General features: G+C 72.8%; 19 protein-coding genes. 9 read left to right on the forward strand and 10 right to left on the reverse strand.

Annotated features, from left to right (window positions below; all coding sequences use genetic code 11):
* Positions 1 to 209: 209 nt before the first annotated feature.
* Positions 210 to 1,784: an LPXTG cell wall anchor domain-containing protein gene (locus ACQP26_RS00825; protein ID WP_433494672.1), complete on the reverse strand. Its 1,575-nt coding sequence runs from the start codon at positions 1,782 to 1,784 to the stop codon at positions 210 to 212.
* Positions 1,785 to 1,950: 166 nt separating this feature from the next.
* Here ACQP26_RS00825 and ACQP26_RS00830 point away from each other — a divergent pair, with 166 nt between their 5' ends.
* Together ACQP26_RS00830 and ACQP26_RS00835 are read left to right on the forward strand one after the other, a co-directional pair.
* The gene (locus ACQP26_RS00830; RefSeq protein WP_433494673.1) at positions 1,951 to 2,433 is read left to right on the forward strand and encodes a SigE family RNA polymerase sigma factor; all 483 of its coding nucleotides are present in this window, start codon (positions 1,951 to 1,953) and stop codon (positions 2,431 to 2,433) included.
* Positions 2,433 to 3,488 carry an LCP family protein gene (locus ACQP26_RS00835; protein ID WP_433494674.1) on the forward strand — a complete coding sequence of 352 codons (1,056 nt, stop codon included), beginning with the start codon at positions 2,433 to 2,435 and terminating at the stop codon, positions 3,486 to 3,488. Before ACQP26_RS00830 ends, ACQP26_RS00835 begins: the two co-directional genes overlap by 1 nt.
* 12 nt (positions 3,489 to 3,500) lie before the next feature.
* Here the strand turns inward: ACQP26_RS00835 and ACQP26_RS00840 are convergent, their stop codons facing one another.
* Positions 3,501 to 3,710, reverse strand: a complete 210-nt coding sequence (locus ACQP26_RS00840; protein ID WP_018785499.1) for a hypothetical protein — start codon at positions 3,708 to 3,710, stop codon at positions 3,501 to 3,503.
* Between the two features lie 137 nt (positions 3,711 to 3,847).
* Here ACQP26_RS00840 and ACQP26_RS00845 point away from each other — a divergent pair, with 137 nt between their 5' ends.
* Complete coding sequence (locus ACQP26_RS00845) at positions 3,848 to 4,231, forward strand: phage holin family protein (RefSeq protein WP_030500566.1); 384 nt, start codon at positions 3,848 to 3,850, stop codon at positions 4,229 to 4,231.
* A gap of 162 nt (positions 4,232 to 4,393) precedes the next feature.
* Entirely contained in the window at positions 4,394 to 5,416 is a 1,023-nt protein-coding gene (gene fbaA / locus ACQP26_RS00850; RefSeq protein ID WP_269703123.1) for a class II fructose-bisphosphate aldolase, read from the forward strand.
* 92 nt (positions 5,417 to 5,508) lie between these two features.
* Here fbaA and ACQP26_RS00855 read toward each other — a convergent pair whose 3' ends face one another.
* On the reverse strand, positions 5,509 to 6,720 hold the full coding sequence (locus tag ACQP26_RS00855; RefSeq protein ID WP_269703122.1) for an LOG family protein: 1,212 nt from the start codon (positions 6,718 to 6,720) through the stop codon (positions 5,509 to 5,511).
* A 262-nt stretch (positions 6,721 to 6,982) separates the two neighbouring features.
* On the opposite strand from ACQP26_RS00855, the gene ACQP26_RS00860 reads away from it, so the two are divergent.
* Positions 6,983 to 7,411, forward strand: coding sequence for a DUF3151 domain-containing protein (locus ACQP26_RS00860; RefSeq protein WP_269703120.1), 429 nt, complete (start codon positions 6,983 to 6,985; stop codon positions 7,409 to 7,411).
* A 51-nt stretch (positions 7,412 to 7,462) separates the two neighbouring features.
* Here ACQP26_RS00860 and ACQP26_RS00865 read toward each other — a convergent pair whose 3' ends face one another.
* Both ACQP26_RS00865 and ACQP26_RS00870 read right to left on the reverse strand, forming a co-directional pair.
* Positions 7,463 to 9,400 carry a MinD/ParA family ATP-binding protein gene (locus ACQP26_RS00865; RefSeq protein WP_269703117.1) on the reverse strand — a complete coding sequence of 646 codons (1,938 nt, stop codon included), beginning with the start codon at positions 9,398 to 9,400 and terminating at the stop codon, positions 7,463 to 7,465.
* Between the two features lie 74 nt (positions 9,401 to 9,474).
* Positions 9,475 to 10,473 carry a diacylglycerol kinase family protein gene (locus ACQP26_RS00870; protein WP_269703115.1) on the reverse strand — a complete coding sequence of 333 codons (999 nt, stop codon included), beginning with the start codon at positions 10,471 to 10,473 and terminating at the stop codon, positions 9,475 to 9,477.
* Positions 10,474 to 10,594: 121 nt separating this feature from the next.
* Here ACQP26_RS00870 and ACQP26_RS00875 point away from each other — a divergent pair, with 121 nt between their 5' ends.
* The 3 genes from ACQP26_RS00875 (at position 10,595) to purD (ending at position 14,363) form a co-directional block, all read left to right on the forward strand.
* Positions 10,595 to 11,884 carry an adenylosuccinate synthase gene (locus tag ACQP26_RS00875; RefSeq protein ID WP_120572356.1) on the forward strand — a complete coding sequence of 430 codons (1,290 nt, stop codon included), beginning with the start codon at positions 10,595 to 10,597 and terminating at the stop codon, positions 11,882 to 11,884.
* Between the two features lie 211 nt (positions 11,885 to 12,095).
* On the forward strand, positions 12,096 to 13,025 hold the full coding sequence (locus tag ACQP26_RS00880) for a type IV toxin-antitoxin system AbiEi family antitoxin domain-containing protein (RefSeq protein ID WP_281579365.1): 930 nt from the start codon (positions 12,096 to 12,098) through the stop codon (positions 13,023 to 13,025).
* A gap of 90 nt (positions 13,026 to 13,115) precedes the next feature.
* Complete coding sequence (gene purD / locus ACQP26_RS00885; protein ID WP_433494675.1) at positions 13,116 to 14,363, forward strand: phosphoribosylamine--glycine ligase; 1,248 nt, start codon at positions 13,116 to 13,118, stop codon at positions 14,361 to 14,363.
* On the opposite strand, the gene ACQP26_RS00890 is transcribed toward purD, so the two are convergent.
* The 4 genes from ACQP26_RS00890 to ACQP26_RS00905 all read right to left on the reverse strand — a co-directional run bounded on the left by ACQP26_RS00890 (position 14,347) and on the right by ACQP26_RS00905 (position 19,313).
* Positions 14,347 to 15,834, reverse strand: coding sequence for a N,N-dimethylformamidase beta subunit family domain-containing protein (locus tag ACQP26_RS00890; RefSeq protein ID WP_433494676.1), 1,488 nt, complete (start codon positions 15,832 to 15,834; stop codon positions 14,347 to 14,349). The two genes, purD and ACQP26_RS00890, sit on opposite strands and share 17 nt — an antisense overlap.
* Before the next feature lie 78 nt (positions 15,835 to 15,912).
* Positions 15,913 to 17,478, reverse strand: coding sequence for an AMP-binding protein (locus ACQP26_RS00895; protein ID WP_433494677.1), 1,566 nt, complete (start codon positions 17,476 to 17,478; stop codon positions 15,913 to 15,915).
* 166 nt (positions 17,479 to 17,644) lie between these two features.
* Positions 17,645 to 18,859, reverse strand: a complete 1,215-nt coding sequence (locus ACQP26_RS00900; RefSeq protein ID WP_281579361.1) for an acyl-CoA dehydrogenase family protein — start codon at positions 18,857 to 18,859, stop codon at positions 17,645 to 17,647.
* A 1-nt stretch (position 18,860) separates the two neighbouring features.
* A complete protein-coding gene (locus ACQP26_RS00905; RefSeq protein WP_013283405.1) occupies positions 18,861 to 19,313 on the reverse strand; it encodes an SCP2 sterol-binding domain-containing protein in 453 nt (150 codons plus the stop codon).
* A gap of 78 nt (positions 19,314 to 19,391) precedes the next feature.
* Here ACQP26_RS00905 and ACQP26_RS00910 point away from each other — a divergent pair, with 78 nt between their 5' ends.
* Positions 19,392 to 20,033, forward strand: coding sequence for a TetR/AcrR family transcriptional regulator (locus ACQP26_RS00910; RefSeq protein WP_269703104.1), 642 nt, complete (start codon positions 19,392 to 19,394; stop codon positions 20,031 to 20,033).
* Positions 20,034 to 20,078: 45 nt separating this feature from the next.
* Here the strand turns inward: ACQP26_RS00910 and ACQP26_RS00915 are convergent, their stop codons facing one another.
* On the reverse strand, positions 20,079 to 20,702 hold the full coding sequence (locus ACQP26_RS00915; RefSeq protein WP_433494678.1) for a DedA family protein: 624 nt from the start codon (positions 20,700 to 20,702) through the stop codon (positions 20,079 to 20,081).
* Positions 20,703 to 20,725 lie beyond the last annotated feature (23 nt).

Here is a 20,725-nt window from a genome sequence, read left to right on the forward strand (position 1 = left end):
GATCTCTTGGTTTGTTGGTCCGTGTCGTGGGGGTTTCCGGGGAGCCCGACCCGCTCCGGGCGGTCAGGCTTGATCCCTGCGCGGGCCGGGCTCCCCGGAAACCTGACGTGGTCCGGCTTCGTCGACGGGCGTGCTGCTTGGTCTGTTTGTCTCTATGTGGCGGTGCCCCGCCGACCGGTGGGTCGACGGGGCACCTGGGGTGCTTCGGGTCAGGCTACGAAGCGGGTCCGGCGGCGGCGGGTCAGCACGTAGCCGACCGCGCCGGCACCGAGCAGCAGCGCGCCGATGCCGGCGATCAGGCTGGTGGAGGAACCGGTGATCGGCAGCGTGCCGCCGTCACCGCCGCCCTGCCCACCGTCGCCGCCACCCGCCGCCGCGTTGACGACGACCTTGGCGGTGTCGTTGGCCGGCTTCACGTCGCGGTAGAAGCCACCGTCGCACTCGCACGGCACGTTGATCTTCACGAGGCCGGTGTCGTTGGCGATCACCTTGTCGATCTTCAGGCCGAAGTCGAGCGTGACGGTCTCGCCAACCTTCAGCTGCGAGCCGAAGTAGCAGCGGTAGTGACGCCCACCCGGCTGGCCGGGCTCACCCCACTCGTCGCCCTTGACCGGCGCGCAGTTCTCCGGAACCGCCGTCGTGGTGGTGCCCTTCGGCACGTCGAAGGTCAGGTACGTGACCGAGCTGCCGGAGCGGCTGTAGTCCAGGGTGGCCGGGCCGTTGTTGCGCAGCCCCACCGTCGCCTTGACGGTCGCGCCCGCCTTGCCGGTCACGGTGGCGCCGAGCGCCTCCAGGTCGGTGCTGTTGTTGCCGGTGACCTTCACCTCGAGGTACGTGCCGTTGTTCTCCGGCCGGGGGTCGGCCTGGAAGCCCCGCGCCGCGGCCTTGCCGGCGGCCTCGGCCAGCGTCAGCTTGCCGTCGGTGCCCGGCTCGCCGATGGTCACGTCGTAGTTGTCGAGGTAGCCCTCGAAGTCCTCGAACTCGTTCGGCGTCATCCAGATGATCTCGCCGTACCGGGAGCCCGGTGCCATGGTGTCCGCGCCGAGCGCGTACGGCAGCGTCGCGCCGAACGTGCCGCCGGCGGGAAGCTCCTCGTCGAACCGGCAGGTGCGCAGCTCGTCGCCGACGTACGTGCAGTTGCTGTAGTGCTTGGTGGAGTTCAGGCCGTAGTCGTTGTAGAAGATGACGGCGGCGCCCTTGGCGGTGGTCTCGCCGACGTTCGTCACCTTCAGCGGCGCGGTGAAGCTCTTGCCGGGGGCGGCAGACACCGTGGTTTCCGGGCCGGCCGCCAGGTCGACGCCCTCACCGACGCGCACCTTGGCCTCGTGCGAGACGCCGTCGAAGCCGTTCGCCGACAGCGTCACCTTGATCGTGCCGGCGTCGCCGTCCGCGGCCTTGTCGGTGGCCTTGATCTGCACCGGGAAGAGCCCGCCGTGGCCCCACTCGTCGACCTCCACCTCCCAGGGCAACGTGCACACGAGCACGTTCGCCGACGGCGAGGTGCAGTCGGCGGAGGTGTCCTCATCCTTGCCGACAGTCACCTTGCCGGCGAGGCCGGTGAGCTCGTAGCGGACGGTGACGTCGTGCAGCACGACCGGGGCCGAGCTGTGGACGGTGCTGGACTCGATCTTGCCGTCCGAATCGGTGGCGATCGTGGTGTCGCCGAAGAAGACACCGAGCTTGACCTCGGAGTCCGCGGCGTAGCCGGGGGTGGCGGAGGCGGCGACGAACGCGCCTGCGACGCCCAACCCGGCGAGCCAACGCCGGCTGGAGTTGCTGAGCATGTGGGGGTCCTCCCGTGGGGGTGTTCAGGTGGAGCCCACGGAGCTTAAAGATTCCTTAAAGGATCGCGTTGTCCCACATCATGAATATTGACCGAACGGATGATCGGTGTCACCGCAATGTTCCAGCTGCCCGGGACCGTCCATCAATCGGACACCGGGAGGTGCAGTGACGTACGAGGAGTTCGCCGACGCGCGGCTGGGCGCCCTGCTGCGGTACGCGGTCATGCTGACCGGCGACCCACACCAGGCCCAGGACCTGGTGCAGGAGACCATGGTCCGGGTCCAGCTCCACTGGCGGCGGGTGGCTCGCAGCGACGTCCCGGAGCGGTACGTGCGCCGCATGCTCACCAACCAGTTCATCGACTGGCGGCGCGGCTCGTGGGCGCGACGGGTGCTGCTGCGCGGCGAGGTCGACGACTCGGTGCCCGCCACTGCCGACCACGCCCAGTCCACCGTCGACCGGGACCAGATCCGGTCCTGGCTGTCCCGATTGCCCCGGCGGCAGCGCGCCGCCCTGGTGCTGCGCTACTACGAGGACCTGCCGGACGGGGAGATCGCCGAAATCCTCGGCTGCGCCGTGGGCACCGTCCGGTCCAGCATCTCGCGCGCGCTGGCCACCCTCCGAGCCGAACTCGTGGAGGTCTGCTGATGATCGAGGACGAACTGCGGGCCGCGTTCGCCTGCCTCGAGGAGTCCACCCCGCCCGTCGGCCCGGTCCGGGCCGCCGTCGACCGGGCGGTCGTCATGCGCCGTCGGCGCCGTCGGCGCGTACGCCTGGCCGGCACCGCGCTGGCGGTCGCCGCCGTCGCGCTGGTCGGTTTCACCGCGATGGCGCCCCGGCCGCCGGCACCCACAGTGGCGCCCCTGCTCGCCACGCCGGAGCCGGAACCCGGCGGCGCGCTGAACGTGCTGCTGCTCGGCGTCGACCAGGACGCCGGCAGCCGCCGTGCCGACTCGATCCTGCTGGTGCACGTGCCGGCCGACCGGAGCCGGCTCTACCTCGTGTCGCTCCCGCGCGACCTGCTGGTGCCGATACCGGCGCGCGGAGGGTCGGAGAAACTCAACGCGACCTTCTCCCGCGCCCCCGGGGCGGGCACCGACCTGGCCGCCGGCTACCGGACGACCCGCCAGGCGGTCGCCCGGCTGACCGGGGTACGCGTCGACGCCGGCGCCGTGCTCACGTACCCCGGGGCACGGGAGCTGACCGACGCGGTGGGCGGCGTACCGGTCTGCCTGCCGGAGCCGGTGCGCTCGGTGCACACCGAGCGACGGTTCCCGGCCGGGTGCCAGCGGCTGGGCGGCGCGGCGGCGGTGGACCTGCTGCGGCAGCGGTACGGCCTGCGCGACGGCGGACTGGACCGCGACCGCAACGCGGCGCGCTACGCCGCCGGCCTGCTCCACCAGCTGCGGGAGCAGGGGACGGCGACGGACCCGGCACAACTCGGCCGGCTGCTCCTGCGGGTCGGATCGGCCGTCACGGTCGACACCGGCGACCTGTCGCTGCCGGCGCTGGTGGGCGCGACCAGCCGGGCCGGTGGCGCCGAGCCGGTCGCGCTGAGTCTTCCGGTGCGCATCGCAGAGGAGAAGGGGCACGGATTCGAGCCGGACCCGGCGCTCAGCCCCGGGTTCCTGGACGCGCTGCGGGCCGACCGGCTGGCGGAGTGGGCCGCGGCCCACCCGGCCCAGGCCACCGCCCTGCGGTGACCCGGCGCCGGGTCAGCGGTAGTCGTCCTCGTCGGCGGTGACGACGCGGGCCTGCTCCATGGCGTCCCAGTCGTCGACCTCCATGCCGCGGTGCGGCTCGCCGTCGGTGTCGTCGGTCACCGTGGTGGCCTGCTCCACCGCGTCGGCCGGTTCGGCCTCCAGATCCCGCTCCTCCGGGGCGAGGTGGTCACTGGGCGCGAAGTCCTCGTCGGGCTGACCCATCGTCCCTCCCTGATCTCCGTGCGGGCAACGTCCCCACCACCGTACGGGCTGCTCCGGGCCGCCGCTGGGTGGCGGGCGGAACGCGGAGTCGGCGATTGTCCCGCTCCGGGAGCGCGGCCGGTGCCAGGATGGTTGCCATGGGCTTCCTGATCCGACTGGCGATCACCGCGGTCGCGTTGTGGATCGCGACGTTGATCGTGCCCGGGGTGGAGGTGAGCGGCCGCAACACCGGCAACAACGTGCTCACCCTGATCGTGGTGGCACTGGTCTTCGGCGTGGTCAACGCGGTGCTCAAGCCGCTCATCAAGGTGTTCGGCTGCGTGTTCTACCTGCTCACGCTCGGTCTGTTCGCGCTCGTGGTGAACGCGCTGCTGTTCATGCTGACCGACTGGATCGCCGGCGTGCTGAAGCTCCCGTTCCACGTGGACGGCTTCTGGGCCGCCTTCTGGGGCGCCATCGTGGTCGCGGTGGTGAGCTGGCTGATCAGCGTCGTCGTACCGGACCGGCTGGAGAATCGGTGAGCGGCGTCCGGGCCGGTTGCGCCCCGCTCGCGCTCCTGCGGGATACTGCCCGCGGTGGACAGCGCGGTCCGGCGCACCCATGGACGTGAGCGACCGGAACGGTCGCGCCCATGGAAGACAGCGGCCTGCACGGCCGAGAGCGGTAAGTAAGGAGCGTTCGACATGCCCATCGCTTCCCCTGAGGCTTACGCGGAGATGCTGGACCGGGCCAAGGCCGGCCGGTACGCGTACCCCGCGATCAACGTGACCTCCTCGCAGACGCTGAACGCGGCGCTCAAGGGCTTCGCCGATGCGGAGAGCGACGGCATCATCCAGGTCTCCACCGGCGGCGCGGAGTACCTGTCCGGCCCGTCCGTGAAGGACATGGTGACCGGCGCCGTGGCGTTCGCCGCGTACGCACACGAGGTCGCCAAGAAGTACCCGGTGAACATCGCGCTGCACACCGACCACTGCCCGAAGGACAAGCTGGACAAGTTCGTCCGGCCGCTGATGGCCATCTCGCAGGAGCGCGTCAAGGCCGGCCAGGAGCCGCTGTTCCAGTCGCACATGTGGGACGGCTCGGCCGTGCCGGTGGCGGAGAACCTGGAGATCGCCGAGCAGCTGCTCGCCGAGGCCGCCAAGGGCAAGATCGTCCTCGAGATCGAGGTCGGCGTCGTCGGCGGCGAGGAGGACGGCGTCGAGAACGCCATCAACGACAAGCTCTACACCACCGTCGAGGACGGCCTGGCCATGGTCGACGCGCTCGGCCTGGGCGAGAAGGGCCGCTACATGGCGGCGCTGACCTTCGGCAACGTGCACGGCGTCTACAAGCCGGGCAACGTGAAGCTGCGCCCCGAGGTGCTCAAGCAGATCCAGGACGCGGTCGGCGCCAAGTACGGCAAGGACAAGCCGCTGAGCCTGGTCTTCCACGGCGGCTCCGGCTCGCTGCTGTCGGAGATCCGGGAGGCCCTGGACTACGGCGTGGTGAAGATGAACATCGACACCGACACCCAGTACACCTTCACCCGCCCGGTCGCGGACCACATGTTCCGCAACTACGACGGCGTGCTGAAGGTCGACGGCGAGGTCGGCAACAAGAAGATGTACGACCCGCGCGTCTGGGGCAAGGCCGCCGAGGCCGGCATGGCCGCCCGCGTGGTCGAGGCCTGCGAGCACCTGCGCTCCACCGGCACCACCATGAAGTGACCCCTCGCGGGTAAGGAAGGGCCCCTTGTTAACCGCAGCGGTTAACAAGGGGCCCTTCCTCTACCGGAGGCGTTAAGAGGGGGCCCTTCCTTTCACTGCACCAGCAGGCGGATGGCGTCGTGCACGTCGTCGGTCAGGTGGATCGTGTGCGACAGGTCGCCGAACGGGGACGCGGCGAACAGCGGCCGCAGCAACGACTCCACCGGCAGCTCGGTGGTCCAGTACGTGCGGTCCAGGAAGACGTACGCCCCGCTCGCCCCGTCGGTGCCGTAGAACGTCTTGGTGGCCGCCTGGAACACCTCCTGCACGGTGCCGGCCTTGCCGGGCGCGAACACGATCCCGCCCCGGGCCAGCCGCAGGATCGTGTCCTCCCGGATGGCATTGGAGAAGTACTTCGCGATCCGGCCCGCGAACAGGTTCGCCGGCTCGTGGCCGTACAGCCAGGTGGGGATGGCCAGCCCGCCGGAACGGGCCCACTCGGCGCCCGGTGCCGACGGGCGGGGCGAGGGCAGCGACGGGCCGTCCGCGTACCGCTTGCGCACCGCCAGCGCCGCCGCCGTGTACCGGTCGTGGTCGGTGAAGTCCGGCGCGACGGCGAGCACGTCGATCGCGGCGGACAGCTCCTCGGCCGGCCAGGCCGCGAGGAACGCGCCGAGGTTCGCCGCCTCCATCACGCCCGGACCGCCGCCGGTGACCACCAGGCGGTCGGCCCGCGCCAGCTCCCAGCCCAGCACGGCGGCCATCCGGTACGCGACGCTGCCGCGCGGCACCGCGTGCCCGCCCATCACCCCGACGACCGACTGCGGCCCGTGCGCGGCCAGCCACGACCGGGTGGCGTCGGCCAGCGCGTTGTCCACGCCGTGGTCGTGCAGTCGCTGCCCGAGCGCCTCGCGTACGTCCGGCAGCGCGCCGCCGTGCGCCCGGAAGTGCGCGTACACCCGGGTGTCGTACATCTCGGCGAACCCGCCCTCGGCGAACCCGGCGGCCAGCTCGTCGGCGGTGTAGAGGTGCGACGGCTGGGTCGGGTAGGGCAGCCCGGAGAACGGCGGGACCACGTTGGCGCCCCGGCGGACCAGATCCGCGCCCACCTCACGGCCGGCGAACCGGCAGCCCACGAAGAGCGTGCCGGTGACGTCGATCCCGCGCAGATCGGGTACCGGGTCGAGGTCGAGGCGCAGGCCCTGCACGGTCAGACCGGCCAGGGTTCCCCCGGCCAGCCGCTGCTCGAACGCGGTGCGGGTCTCGATCTCGTTGACGTGGGGCGCGTGCGGCTCGATGACGTCCGCGGGTGGTGGGGTCGGCACCAGGCCATCCTGCCCCCGCACGGCAAGTGCCGAAACCGGGGGCGGGAACGACAGGAGCCCGGCGGGCACGCCGCCGGGCTCCTGCGTAACCGGGTCCTGGGGAGGCTCCGGATCTGTATTTGTAGTGCAAGAACCACGGCGGCGGCATGGGCCGCGGGTACGTGTGCTCCCGCCGCAGGCGTGACGAAACCCTCAGCCGTTCAGCCAACCGTACGGGCGAGGCCCCTCGCGTACCCGAGGGCGAAGCGGGTTGAATGGGGCGATGCAGAACCTGTTGCCTGAGCCACCGGCCACCCTGCTCCCGGCCCACGAGGAGGCCGACGCCGCGCTGGCGGCGGCGGCCGAGCAGGGCACCGACGAGGCGTACGCCGAGGTCGCGGCCCGATTCCCGACCCACAGCGCGGCGTGGGCCGCGCTGGCCGGCCGCTCGCTCGCCGCGGGTCAGGTCGTGGCGGCGTACGCGTACGCCCGCACCGGCTACCACCGGGGCCTGGACCAGCTGCGCCGCAGCGGCTGGAAGGGTCACGGCCCGGTGCCCTGGTCGCACAAGCCCAACCGGGGCTTCCTCCGCTGCCTCTACGTGCTGTCCCGCGCCGCGGGGGAGATCGGCGAGGCGGACGAGGCGGCCCGGTGCGCCCAGTTCCTCCGCGACTGCGACCCGGCCGCCGGAGACGCGCTCTCCGGCGACTGACCACTGCCGCGACGGCCGGTCCCGATCCGGGGGCCGGCCGTCGCGCCCGTCCTACAGCCCTTCCGCCACCGACGCGGCGATCTTCAGCCAGGCGTCCCGGGTGGCGGAGGAGAGCTGCCCGTACCGCAGCGGCTCGCCGGTGTCGATGAGCCGCTCGTACGGCGCCAGCAGCACCGCCCGGGTCCGCGCCGCGAAGTGGGCCTGGATCGCGGGCAGGTCGATCTCCTTGCGTGACGGCGGCATCGAGACCACCGTCACCGCCTGCCGCACCAGCCGCTGCCGGCCGCTCTGCTCCAGGTGGTCGAGCATCCGGGCGGCGGTCTCGGCCGAGTCGTTACGGGCCGACATGGTCACCACGAGCTGGTCGGTGGCGTCCATGGCGGCCTGCCAGTTCTGCGCCCGGACGTTGTTCCCGGTGTCCACGAAGATCAGCTTGTAGAAGCGGCTGACCACCTCACGGATCTCGGCGAACGCGGCGGCGGTGAGCATCTCGCCGCCGGTCGCGGACTCGTCCGAGGCGAGCACGTCGAACATGCCCTCGCCCTGCGAACGGACGTACTGCGACAGGTCGCCGACCCGGCCGTGCGGCCCCTGGAACTGGGCCAGGTCGCGCAGCATGTCCCGCACCGTACGGGCGTGGAAGTCCTGCTGCGCCCGCATGCCGAGGGTGCCCTGGGTCTCGTTGTTGTCCCAGGCCAGCACGTACCCGCCGCGTTTCTGGCCGAACGTCATGGCGAGCAGCAGGATCGCCACCGTCTTGCCGGCGCCGCCCTTCGGGTTGACCACCGTCACCTGGCGCAGCCCGCCGAAGTTGCGGCGGACCATCTCGATGTCGCGCTTCATCTCCTGCTCGTGCCGCCCGGGCGCGAGCCGGACCAGCCCGATCTTATTGACCACCGCGCGTACGCCCATGGTGGCCACCGGGTCGACCGGCCGGGCCTGGCGGCGGCGGGCGAAGTCCTCGGCGGTCGGGGGCACCGCCTGCTGCGGCGTCCAGCCCTGCTCCGGGTGGGCCGGGGGCTGATGCGCCGGCGGGGGTGCCACCGGGCCGGACACGGGCGCCTGCGGGGGCATCGGAGCGCCCGGCTGTGGCACGCCGGCCTGGGGCGTCCAGCCGGTCGGCGGGTACCAGCCGGGCTGGCCAGGTTGCGGCTGATACCCGGGCTGGCCGGGTTGTGGCTGGTAGCCGGGCGGCGGGTAGCCGTTGCCGTAGGGGGACGGCTGTGCCGGCACGCCCGGCGACGGCGGGAACGGCCCGAGGCGCGGCGGCTCCGGCGCGGGACCGCCGGGCCCTGTCGCTCCGGAGCCGGTGTCCGGCGACGGCGGGGCCGGCGTACCGGCGACAGTGGCCCGGCCCGCGACGGTGCCGTCGGTGGGGAGGGCGTCGGACGGTGCGGGCGGTACCGCGGTGACAGCGGCGCGGCCGGAAACCGTGCCGTCTTCGGAGCGAGCGTCGGACGGCGACGGCGACGGCGACGGCACGGTGGCGCGGCCGGACGCGGTGCCGTCGGCCTCCGCTGCCTCGGGCTCCGCGGCCGTGGCGTCGGCGGGGACCGGCGTGGTGGTGGAGTCCGACCCGGCCCGCTGCGGCGGCTGTGCCCACGGCGAGGTGGCCCGTCCGTTCCCGGCGCCCTCGTCGTCCGCGTCGGAGGTCTCCCGGGCGGCGGTCGTGTCCGGGGCGGGCGTGGTCGTCGGTGCCGGCTGGGCCGGTGACGGGCCGGACGTCGCCTGGTCGAGCGTGAACGGCAGGTCCAGGTCGACCGCGGGCGCCGGCGGCGTCGGAACGTCCGCCGCCGGTGGTGCCGGGACGTCCGCCGCCGGCGGTGTCGGAGCGTCGGCCGACGGGAGCGGCCAGGGCACCGACGCCCACGGCGGGATCGTGGCCGCCGCCGCGTCGGTCTCCTCCGGCGGCCAGAGCGGCTCGACGTCCCGCTGCGGCACCTGCGGCCGGCCCGGTACGTGGGCCCGGTCGTCGTTCTCGTGCACCACGGTTCCTCCCCATTCCTTCCGCCGAGGATAGGCGGTCCGGCCAGCGCCGCGAGCCGGGAGGGAATCGACCGAGGTCAGCCCGTCCAGACCGCCCAGGCGCCCGGCTCGGTCCACCAGGAGCGCTTGCGGCTCAGCTCGCCCTCGACGCCGTCGTCGAGGAAGGGCACCTTCTCGTCGCGGGGCACCACCGCCACCGCACGGCCCCGCGCCCGGCGCACCTCCAGCCGGACCTTCTTCCGGCCCAACGCCGACCGGCTCACCACCGGTACGGCGACGCCCACCGTCACCCGGCCGTCGGCCGGATCCGGACCGCCCAGCAGGTCCACCTCACCCAGGCGCGCGTACCCGCCCGCGTTGCCGATCGCGCACGCCGTGATCGGCTCGGAACCGTCGCTGAGCACCGTGCCGTCGACCTCGACCCGGGCCCGCCAGTGCAGCGGGCGGCCGGCGTCGTCGGCGGCGCCGAGCAGCGCGCCGTCCAGCGTCACCGAGCCGCCGTCGTTGCGCAGCAGGTCCAGCCGCCGGGCGGTGCCGTCCAGCACCGCGGCGGCCACACCCGCCGGATCCCGGGGCAGCCCGAGCTGCGCGGCCAGGTCCCGCGCCGTCCCGGACCGGGCCGGATCGAGCGGGAGTACGCCCACCGGGGGCAGGTCGGGCACCGTACGGTTGTCGGCCAGGTCCGCGGGGCGGCGGCTCGGCGGCGGAGCGTACCGGCGGACCAGCCGGCGCAGGACGGCGCGCAACTGGCCGTCACTCGCCGTGGCGACGACCAGCCGGGTCTTGCCGTCGGAGTCGGGCCAGGTGAGGCCGTCGGCGCGCGGCGGGCCGTCGAGGCGGGCCAGCACCTCGTCGATCTCCCGGTCCGATCGCGCGGTCACCGTGGTCACCCGGGCGCCGCGGGCGGTCAGCTCGTCCGCGCAGGCCAGCACCGGTACGCGCGGCGTCTCGCAGCGCTCCTCGCCGCTCTCGGCAGCGGTGTCGTCCGCGCCGCCGCAGCAGGCGCCGCCGCTGCCGCAGCCACCACCGGGAGCGTCCCGGTCCGAGCCGAGGGTGAGCAGCACCACGTCGTACACGAAGGAGCCTCCTGCTTCTCGACCAACCCCTGCTGGTCCCACCGTCACTACTTGTTAGCCTGACACCCCGGGCTCGCTGACCGGTCGCCACCTGGCACCCGAGCCTTCTGGAGGCGAGAAGATGCCAGCGATCGTGCTGCTCGGCGCCCAGTGGGGCGACGAGGGCAAGGGCAAGGTTACCGACCTGCTGGGTGAGCGGGTCGACTACGTCGTGCGCTACTCCGGCGGCAACAACGCAGGCCACACGGTGATCACGCCGGACGGCCAGAAGTACGCGCTGCACCTCATGCCGTCGGGTGCGCTGTCACCGAGCGCGATGATCGTGATCGGCAACGGCGTGGTGGTCGACCCGAAGGTGCTGCTGCAGGAGATCGACGGCCTCGCCGAGCGCGGCGTGGACGTGTCCCGCCTGCGCATCTCCGGTGACGCACACCTGATCATGCCGCACCACCGGGCGCTGGACCGGGTGGTGGAGCGCTACCTCGGCAGCTCTCGCATCGGCACCACCGGCCGGGGCATCGGCCCCGCGTACGGCGACAAGGTCGCCCGGATGGGCATCCGCCTGCAGGACCTGCTCGACCCGGGCATCCTGCGCAAGAAGCTGGAACTGGCGCTCCGCGAGAAGAACCAGCTGCTGTTCAAGATCTACAACCGCAAGGCGATCGACGTCGAGGAGACCGTCGAGGAGTACCTCCAGTACGCCGAGCGGCTGCGCCCGTACATCGCCGAGACCCGGGTGATGCTCTGGGACGCGCTCGACCGCGGCGAGACCGTGCTGCTGGAGGGCGCCCAGGCCACCATGCTCGACATGGACCACGGCACCTACCCCTTCGTCACCTCGTCGAACCCGACGGCCGGCGGGGCGTGCGTGGGCGCGGGCATCCCGCCGACCGCGATCACCAAGGTCATCGCGGTGAGCAAGGCGTACACGACGCGGGTGGGTTCCGGCCCGTTCCCGACCGAGCTGTTCGACGACAACGGCCAGCACCTGCGCAAGGTCGGCCACGAGTACGGCACCACCACCGGCCGGGAGCGCCGCTGCGGCTGGTTCGACGCCGTGGTGGCCCGGTACGCGTGCCGCCTCAACGGCGTCACCGACCTGGTGGTCACGAAGCTGGACGTGCTGACCGGCCTCGCCAAGGTGCCGATCTGCGTCGGGTACGAGATCAACGGTGAGCGTTTCGACGACATGCCGATGACGCAGACCGACTTCCACCACGCCACGCCGATCTACGAAGAGCTCGACGGCTGGTGGGAGGACATCACCAAGGCTCGCACCGAGGACGAGCTCCCGGAGAACGCGCGGCGCTACATCGCCCGCATCGAGGAGCTGACCGGCACCCGGGTGAGCGTGGTAGGCGTAGGCCCAGGCCGAGAGGAAAACGTCCTCCGCCACCCCCTCCTCCCCTAACCCCCACCCCGTCCCCACCCCCCGGGGCCCCCGGTCCCCGCCCGGACCCACCCGGTTGATCATGAAGTTGACGGCCGTTTTGTAGATCCACATTGCCGCTAACTTCATGATCAACGGGGCGACGGCGAAGGCCGGTCGGGGTTGTCCACAGGGTTGGGTGGGTTATCCACAGGGGTCTCGCGTGGGTGGCGTGCGCGGGGACGCTCGGTGGGTGGAACGGGCTTGGGTGATCCGGCAGATCGCGAGTGACCAGGGTGGCGTCGTCACCCGTGCACAGGCGCTCCGGGCCGGCTTCAGCCGGCACGAGATCGACAATCTTCTCACCTCGCGTCGGTGGCGGCGGCTGGCTCGCGCGACGTACGCCGTCGACCGCCCCGGACCCGACGGCGCGGAGCGACGCCGTCAGATCCGGGCGGCGGTCCTGTCGCTGGGTCCGGAGGCGCACGCCGTTCTCGGCACGGCAGCCGAGCTGCACGGGATCGCGGGGCTGCCGAGGACGGGCACGATTCACGTCGCGGTGCCGGGGCACGCGGCGCGGCCGGCCCGTGTCAGGGATCCCGCCGTGGCGTTGCACCAGTTCGAGCATCCCGAGCAGGCGCTGACGACTGTCGACGGCATTCCGGTGACGGCTCCCACGCACACGCTCGCGGAACTCGTCCTCCGGGTACGTCGCTACGTCGCGGTGGCCCTGCTCGACTCGGCGCTCAACCAGGGACGGATCAGTGAGGACGAGTTCGCGGCCATCCCCGCCCTGATCGCGGGCCGCCGGGGCGTGGTGAACGCACGTCGTTACCTGGCCGAGGCGAACGGCGGCGCCCAGTCGCCGCTGGAGACGCGTACCCGTCTCCGGTGCGTCGACGGCGGCGTCCCGCCGGACGCACTCCAGGTCGAGGTGCGGGACGCCGACGGCTACCTGCTCGGCATCGGCGACATGGGCTGGCGGACCGCCCGGGTGATCGCCGAGGCGGACGGAAGTGGTCCGCACTCCACGCCCGATGCGCTATTCGACGACAGGCAGCGGCAGAACCGTCTGACCAACGCCGGCTGGACCGTCCTCAGGTTCACCTGGCCCGACACCCTCCGTCCCGACTACATCCCCCAGGTGATCCGCCAGGCACTGGCCGCGAGGACCCGGCGTTGACCATGAAGTTGACGGCGATGTCGATCTCACATCCTGCCGTCAACTTCATGATCGACGGGGTGGGGTGGGGCGGTCAGTAGGATGCCGGTCGTGCGCGTACTTCTTGTGGGTGGTGGTGGGCGGGAGCACGCTCTCGCGCTCGGACTCGCCGGGGATCCGGCCGTCGAGGCGCTGTTCGCGGCTCCGGGGAATCCGGGGATCGCTGCGGTGGCGCAGTTGCGGGAGGTGACACCCACCGACCCGGCGGCAGTGGCGGCCCTCGCCGTCGAGGTCGCGGCCGACCTGGTGGTCATCGGGCCGGAGGCGCCGCTGGTGGCGGGCGTCGCCGACGCGGTACGCGCCAAGGGCATCGCCGTGTTCGGCCCGAGCGCGGAGGCGGCCCGGCTGGAGGGCTCGAAGACGTTCGCCAAGGACGTGATGACCGCTGCCGGTGTGCCGACCGCCCGCGCGTACACCTGCGAGGACGCGTCGGCGGTGGCGCGCGCGCTCGACGAGTTCGGCGCGCCGTACGTGGTGAAGGACGACGGGCTCGCCGCCGGCAAGGGCGTGGTGGTCACCGACGACCGGGCCGCTGCCGAGCGGCACGCCGCGGAGTGCGGCCGGGTGGTGATCGAGGAGTACCTGTCCGGTCCCGAGGTCTCCCTGTTCGTGGTCACCGACGGCGAGGCGGCGGTGCCGCTGCTGCCCGCGCAGGACTTCAAGCGCGTCGGCGACGGCGACACCGGCCCGAACACCGGCGGCATGGGCGCGTACGCGCCGTTGCCGTGGGCCCCGCCCGGCCTGGTCGACGACGTGATGCGCGACGTGGTGCACCCGACGCTGGCGGAGTTGCGCCGCCGGGGCACGCCGTTCGCCGGCCTGCTCTACGTGGGCCTGGCCATCACGCCGTCCGGCCCGCGGGTGATCGAGTTCAACGCGCGCTTCGGCGACCCGGAGACGCAGGTCGTGCTCGCCCTGCTGGAGACGCCGCTGGGTGGGCTGCTGCACGCCGCCGCCACCGGCACGCTCGGCGCGCACCCGCCGCTGCGCTGGCGCGACGGCGCGGCGGTCACGGTCGTGGTGGCGGCTGACGGCTATCCGGCGGGCCCGCGTACCGGTGATGTGATCACCGGCGCGGACCGCGCCGGGATCATCCACGCCGGGACCCGCCGGGACGCCGACGGCACGTTGCGCTCCGCCGGCGGCCGGGTCCTCTGCGGTACGGCGACCGGGCCGGACCTGGCCGCCGCGCGCGACGCCGCCTACGCCCTGGTACGCGACGTGGAGCTGGCCGGTTCCCACCACCGCACCGACATCGCGGCGGCGGCTGTGGACGGCCGGATCACGATCTCGGGCTGACCGGCCCGACCATCCGGTCGAGCACGTTCGCCGTGGCCCGCTCGATGCGCGGGTCGCGGTGCCCCTGCCGGTCCAGTGCCAGGGTCCAGCCGAGCGTGCCGCTGGCGAAGACGACAGCTCCGCGTGCCGTCTCGTGGACGTGGCTGCTCTGGAGGCGCCGCCCGCCCTGCTGGGCCGGATACGGCGACGAGCTGAGCGTGGTCCCGGCGGGCCGGGGGAGGGCGGCGTGCAGCCCGTCCGCCTCGCCCGCGACCACGCCCGGGATGCGGTCGCCGTCGGCGACGCCGGTGCCGGCCCACACCCAGTGGTCGGCGGCGCGCACCACGAGCGGCTGCGGGGTCAGCACGATGCCGTTGTACTGCACGCCGAGGAGCGCCTGTTCCGGCCGGTCCAGGTCGCGCCAGGTCACTGTCGGGTCGCCGGTGCCGGCGCCCGGGTCGGGCAGTGTCTTGGCGCACTCGACGACGCGTTCGGGGCGGCCGTCCGCGGCGGGGCGTACGCGGGCGTGCCAGTAGACGCTGTTCGCGCCGAGGAACGCGAGGCTGGTGCCCCCGTCCAGGCCGACCTCGGTGGCGCTGCGCATCTCGGCCGACCAGTACTCGTCGTGCCCGCAGAACACCAGACCCCGGTAACGGGCCGGGGCGAGTCGCCCGGAGTGCAGGTCGAAGCTGGTGGCGTAGCTGACGTCGTAGCGGTTGCGTTCCAGCCACCGGACCGCTGCCTCGTCGCGGTCGAAGTGGGTGGGCAGGCCCGCGTCGGCGTACGGGCGGTCGAACGAGACGGCGCGCGCCCGCAGCGCCGGGTCGCGCCGCCCACTGGGCCGGTAGCCGTTGTAGAGGCTCTTGCCGACCCGCCGGTCGCGCGGCCACTGGTTGTACGCCTGCCAGGTGGTCACCGGCAGCACCACGCAGAGCGCGGCCGGGCGCCTGTCGTCACGCACCACGAACGGCGTGCAGGCCCGCCAGCCGCCGGCCGAGGTGAAGACCGCCTGGTAGAGGCCGGAGGTCCAGCCGTGCGGGACGGGCAGGCGCCAGGACACCGGCCACCGGCAGTCGAGCACACCTTCCGGGTCGGCGACCGGCACCGGCTGCGGCTTGCCCCTCAGCTCGGGGCTGGTCAGCATCGTGCGGGCGCCCGCGCCGTCGTACCAGCCGATGCGGTGCACGCTGATCCGGAACCGGCCGCCGGGGTTGACCGCGACGTGGAAATCGATCACCTCGCCGGGGGCGACGCTCGTCGTCGAGGCGTACCCCTGGATCTGACGCCGCCTGTCGTCGGAGGCCGGGCCGCCGTGCGCGGGCCACCACGGCTCGCCGCCGGCGCGGTTCTCCCGCTCGACGGGCGGAACCGGCCACCGGGTGGGTGGGTCGTCGGGCCGGCTGCCGTGGACCGGCTCGAACGAGCCGAGCGCGGCGGCGGACGCGCCGCCGACGAGGAGGCCGAGCGCGGTACGCCGCCGAAACCGGTCCATTGTGGTGCTCCCCGTTGTCCCCGTTCGATCGGGGGAGAACGTAGCACCGGGCGGTCAGGGCTGTCTGTCCGATGTCGATCAGTCGAAGTAGCGGCGCAGCTCCCGGGTGAGCACCTTGCCGGTGGCGTTGCGCGGCAGGTACTTCACGAACACCACGTCGCGGGGCACGGAGAAGCGGGCCAGGTAGCGGCGGACGTACTCGCGGACCGCCTCCGGGTCGAGCGTCTCGCCGGTGTGCAGCGCCAGGAACGCGGCCAGCCGCTGGCCGTAGTCGGGATCCGGTACGCCGATCACAGCGACCTCGCGGACCTGCGGCAACCGGGCGATCAGATCCTCCACCTCGGACGGGAAGACGTTCTCCCCACCCGAGACGATCATGTCGTCCGCGCGGCCGTCGACGAAGAGCAGCCCGTCGGCGTTCAGCCGGCCCAGGTCGCCGGTGTCGAGCAGGCCGTCGCGGCTCTCCCGGCCGGCGCCCGAGGTGTAGCCCTCGAACAGCATCTCGTTGCCCACGAAGATCCGCCCGACCTCGCCGTCGCGGACCGCCCGGCCGGTCTCGTCCAGGATGGCCAGCCGGGTGCCGTGCGGCGGCCGGCCGGCGGTGGTGGGCGCGGCGCGCAGCTCGCGCGGGCCGGCGATGGAGGCCCAGGAGACCTCGGTCGAGCCGTACAGGTTGTAGAGCACGTCGCCGTACCGGTCCATGAACGCGACGGCCAGGTTGCCGGGCAGCGCGGAACCGCTGACCGCCACCACCTTGAGCGCCGGCCGGGGCTGCGGCGGCGCCACCTCCATCAGCCGTTGCAGCATCACCGGTACGGCGAACATCGCGTCGCACCGCTGGTCGACCAGCGCGGCGAGCGTGGCCGCCGGGTCGAAGCGGCGATGCAGCACGACTGTGGCGCGCAGCGCGAACGAGACCTGAAGGGCGGCGTACCCCCAGGTGTGGAAGACCGGCGCGGCGATCATCACGGTGTTCTTCGCGTGCAGCGGGATGCGGTCGATGATGGACACCAGCGGGCCGAAGCCGTGCGGGGTGGGCCGCCGGGCGCCCTTGGGCGCGCCGGTGGTGCCGGAGGTCAGCACTATGGTGCGGCCCTCGCGCTCCGGCGGCTGGAGCTTCTCGCCGGGGACCGCGGCGGCGATCAGCTCCTCCTGCCGCCGCTCGTCGACCCGGTACAGCTCGGCCGGGAGGCCGAGGACGCGCTCGGTGAACTCGCCGTCGTGCACGAGGACGCGCAGGCCCTGTTCCTCGGCCACCGTCACCAGTTGCGCGGCGGACAGCCCGGTGTTGACCAGGACGGCGTCCGCGCCGAGCAGCATCGTGGCCACTATCGCCTCGATCAGGCCGTGATGGTTGCGGCAGAGCACCCCCACCCGGTCGCCGGTCTGGACGCCGAGGTGGGACCGCAGCGACCGGGCCAGCCGCTCGGAGCGGTCGAGCAGTTCCTGGTACGTCATGGTGGCGCCGCGTTCGTCGACCACGGCGACGCGGCCGGGGTCGCGGGCGGCGGCCTGGCGCAGCTCCCCGGCGAGGCTCCAGCCCCACCGGCGCAGCGCGTTCAGCTGGGAGACCACCCGGATCGGTCCGCCCGGGGCGAGCAGTCCACGTCGGGTCAGCGTGGCGGCGATGAACGGCAGGTCCACGGCGCAACTCCTTCGCGTTCGTGGTTCGTCGACCAGGCTCCGGACGGTCGGCCGCCCGGTTCGGCGTGATCTTGTGCCCGATCGCGGTTCGGGTCGGCCCGGGAGCGGCGGCCCGGCCCGCGACGACTCTCGTGCCGTCACGGGTCGGGCCGCGGCCCGCCGGTGGTCAGCGGATCTGCATCCCGGAGATGGCCCGGGAGATGACCAGCCGCTGGATCTCGGAGGTGCCTTCGAAGATGGTGTAGATCTTGGCGTCGCGGTACCACCGCTCGACCGGGTGGTCGCGCAGGAAGCCGGCGCCGCCGAGGAGCTGGACCGCCTTGTCGGTCACCGAGACGGCCACCTCGCCGGCCTTGAGCTTGGACATCGAGCCCTCGCCGGCGGTGAACGGCCGGTTGTTGCGGCCCATCCAGGAGGCGCGCCAGACCAGCAGCCGGGCCGCGTCGATCTCCATCTTCATGTCGGCGAGCGCGAACGCGACCGCCTGGTTTTCGATGATCGGCCGTCCGAACTGGACCCGCTCCTTGGCGTAGTCCAGGGCGTACTCGTAGGCGGCGCGGGCCACGCCGAGCGCCTGCGCGCCGACCGTCGGACGGGACAGCTCGAACGTCCGCATCGCCGCCTGGCCGGAGGCGCGCTGCCCGGACCGGGCGCGGGCCAGGCGCTCGTCGAGCGCGTCCTTGCCACCGAGCAGGCAGCGGCCGGGCACCCGGACGTCGTCGAGGAAGACGTCGGCGGTGTGCGAGGCGCGCAGGCCCAGCTTGCGCAGCTTGCGGGTGGCGGCCAGACCGGGCGTGCCCGGGGGTACGACGAACGCGGCCTGCCCGCGCGAGCCCAGCTCGGGGTCGATCGAGGCGGTCACCACGTGCACGCCGGCGATGCCGCCGTTCGTGGCGTACGCCTTCTGCCCGTTGAGCACCCACTCGTCGGTGGCCTCGTCGTAGACGGCGCGGGTACGCATCGAGCCGACGTCGGAACCGGCTTCCGGCTCGCTCGTGCAGAACGCGGCGACGGCCGGGGAGTCGACGTCGCCGAAGCACTGCGGCACCCACTCGACGAGCTGGTCGGGGGTGCCGGCGCCGTAGATCGCGGCGACCGCGAGGGAGGTGCCGAAGATGCTCAGGCCGATGCCGGCGTCACCCCAGAAGAGTTCCTCGCTGGCGATCGGCAGGGAGAGGCCGGTGGGGTCGGCCCAGCAGGTGGCGAGGAACTCGAACCCGTACAGGCCGACCTTCGCGGCCTCCTGGATGATCGGCCACGGGGTCTCCTCCCGGGCGTCCCACTCGGCCGCGGCCGGGCGCACGACCTCGGCTGCGAAGCCGTGCACCCAGTCGCGAAGGTCCCGCTGTTCCTCGTTCAGGTCGAGCGAGAACTCGGCCATGTCAGGCCTTGGGGATGTCGAACAGGTTGGCGATGTTGGCGGCCAGGCCCAGGTCGCCCTTGGCCTTCAGCTTGCCGGTCATGAACATCATCACCGGGTTGGCGCCACCGGAGACGATCTTCAGGAACTCGACCGGGCCCATGGTGAGGCTCAGCTTCGGGTCACGGGTCGCGGTCTCCGAGACGGTGCAGGTGCCGTTCTCGATGACGATCTCGTAGGTGTCGGTGCCACCGTCCGGACGGCCGGTGATGTTCCAGTGGATGACCGCGTTGGTGGCACCGGCGCGGTCGGCGCGGAACAGCGTGGGCATCCGGTTGAAGACCTCGCTGAGGATCTTGCCGCGCGCCTCACCGGACATGATCTCGTTGATCTTGGCGTCCGGCGTGGACTTGACCAGCTGCGCGAACTCCTTCGGGCCGACGTTCGCGAAGTTGGCCGGGTCGAAGTCAGTCATGGGGGATTGCACCTCTCGGGCGGGGCCACTTTGGTTACTCTGGCGTAACCTTACGCACGGGTAGGTATGCTCGCAAGGGTGTCCAGCACGCCGACCTTCAAGCGCCTCCCCCGGGCCGTACGCGAGCAGCAGATGCTCGACGCGGCGGTGAAGGTGTTCTCCCGCCGCGGCTTCCACGCCGCCAGCATGGACGAGATCGCCGACGACGCCGGCATCTCCAAGCCGATGGTCTACGCCTACCTCGGCACCAAGGAGGAACTCTTCATCGCCTGCCTGCACCGGGAGAGCACCCGGATGATGGAGGCGATCGCCGGCGCCGCCGCCCCCGACCTGCCCGCCGACGAGCGGCTCTGGCGCGGGCTGCGCGCGTTCTTCGGCTTCGTCGGCGCACACCGCGACGGCTGGGCGGTGCTCTACCGGCAGGCCCGCGGCTCCCAGCCGTTCGCCACCGAACTCGCCGCCATGCGCGGCCGGCTGGTCGAGGTGGTCGCCGGAATGCTCGACCACGCGCTGCGGGCCGAGGGGCGCGAGGTCGGCGCGACCGACCTGGAGGTCGTCTCGTACGCCCTGGTCGGGGCCACCGAGTCGCTCGCCGACTGGCTGGCCGACCATCCGGAGGCGGACGCGGAGAAGACTGCGACCCGGATGATGAACGCCGCCTGGCTGGGCGCCGGCCAACTGCTGCGTGGTGTGACGTGGCATCCGCCGGGTGCGGGGTAAGGAAGGGCCCCTTATTAACGCCTCCGGTAGTACAAGGGTCCCCTTTTAACAGTCGCGCCGGGCGGCAGCCCGCCGGCGCGCCCGCCGCCGGCCCCAGCGGACGGCCTCGAACAGGCCGGTGACCGCCAGCGAGATGGCGACGCCGGCGAGCAGCCCGGACAGCGGGTTGTGCTCGAACGCCAGGCCACCGAAGTAGCCGAGCAGCCCGCAGTAGACCCCCCAGGTGGTGCACGCCAGGCCGTCGTACAGCAGGAACGTGCGCGCCGGGTAGCGGACCGCGCCCATGGTCAGCGTGACCGCGGTCCGGCCGCCGGGGACGTACCGGGCGGTGGTCAGGATCATCCCGCCGCGCCTGTCGACCGCCCGGCGGGCCCACTCCGAGCTGGCCCGCCGCCTGCTGTCCGCCGGGAAGCGGGCCAGCCGGTGCGCGCCGCCGCCGCGCCCGATCGCGTACGAGATGTGGTCGCCCACGAGCGCGCCCACCGCGGCGGTCACGATCACCAGCACCAGGTTCGGTTCGCCGCCGGCCGCGAAGACCCCGGCGGTGATCACCACGGTCTCGCCGGGGACCGCCGGGAAGAACGCGTCGACCGCGGTGACCGCGATGATCAGCAGGTACACCCACGGTGAGGTCACCGTCTGGTGCAGCAGGTCAAGCACGTCCCCCATGCACCCATGCTCGGGGGTGCGGT

This window comes from Micromonospora sp. CA-248089, assembly GCF_050948515.1.
Lineage (GTDB): Bacteria > Actinomycetota > Actinomycetes > Mycobacteriales > Micromonosporaceae > Micromonospora.

What these genes read in the sequence shown, in the direction of transcription:
- ACQP26_RS00875 (WP_120572356.1), top strand. Translation starts at nt 10,595, where the DNA reads ATGCCAGCGATCGTGCTGCTCGGCGCCCAGTGGGGCGACGAGGGCAAG.
- ACQP26_RS00825 (WP_433494672.1), bottom strand. Translation starts at nt 1,784, where the DNA reads ATGCTCAGCAACTCCAGCCGGCGTTGGCTCGCCGGGTTGGGCGTCGCA.
- ACQP26_RS00835 (WP_433494674.1), top strand. Translation starts at nt 2,433, where the DNA reads ATGATCGAGGACGAACTGCGGGCCGCGTTCGCCTGCCTCGAGGAGTCC.
- ACQP26_RS00860 (WP_269703120.1), top strand. Translation starts at nt 6,983, where the DNA reads ATGCAGAACCTGTTGCCTGAGCCACCGGCCACCCTGCTCCCGGCCCAC.
- ACQP26_RS00905 (WP_013283405.1), bottom strand. Translation starts at nt 19,313, where the DNA reads ATGACTGACTTCGACCCGGCCAACTTCGCGAACGTCGGCCCGAAGGAG.
- ACQP26_RS00840 (WP_018785499.1), bottom strand. Translation starts at nt 3,710, where the DNA reads ATGGGTCAGCCCGACGAGGACTTCGCGCCCAGTGACCACCTCGCCCCG.
- ACQP26_RS00900 (WP_281579361.1), bottom strand. Translation starts at nt 18,859, where the DNA reads ATGGCCGAGTTCTCGCTCGACCTGAACGAGGAACAGCGGGACCTTCGC.
- ACQP26_RS00845 (WP_030500566.1), top strand. Translation starts at nt 3,848, where the DNA reads ATGGGCTTCCTGATCCGACTGGCGATCACCGCGGTCGCGTTGTGGATC.
- fbaA (WP_269703123.1), top strand. Translation starts at nt 4,394, where the DNA reads ATGCCCATCGCTTCCCCTGAGGCTTACGCGGAGATGCTGGACCGGGCC.
- ACQP26_RS00915 (WP_433494678.1), bottom strand. Translation starts at nt 20,702, where the DNA reads ATGGGGGACGTGCTTGACCTGCTGCACCAGACGGTGACCTCACCGTGG.
- ACQP26_RS00890 (WP_433494676.1), bottom strand. Translation starts at nt 15,834, where the DNA reads ATGGACCGGTTTCGGCGGCGTACCGCGCTCGGCCTCCTCGTCGGCGGC.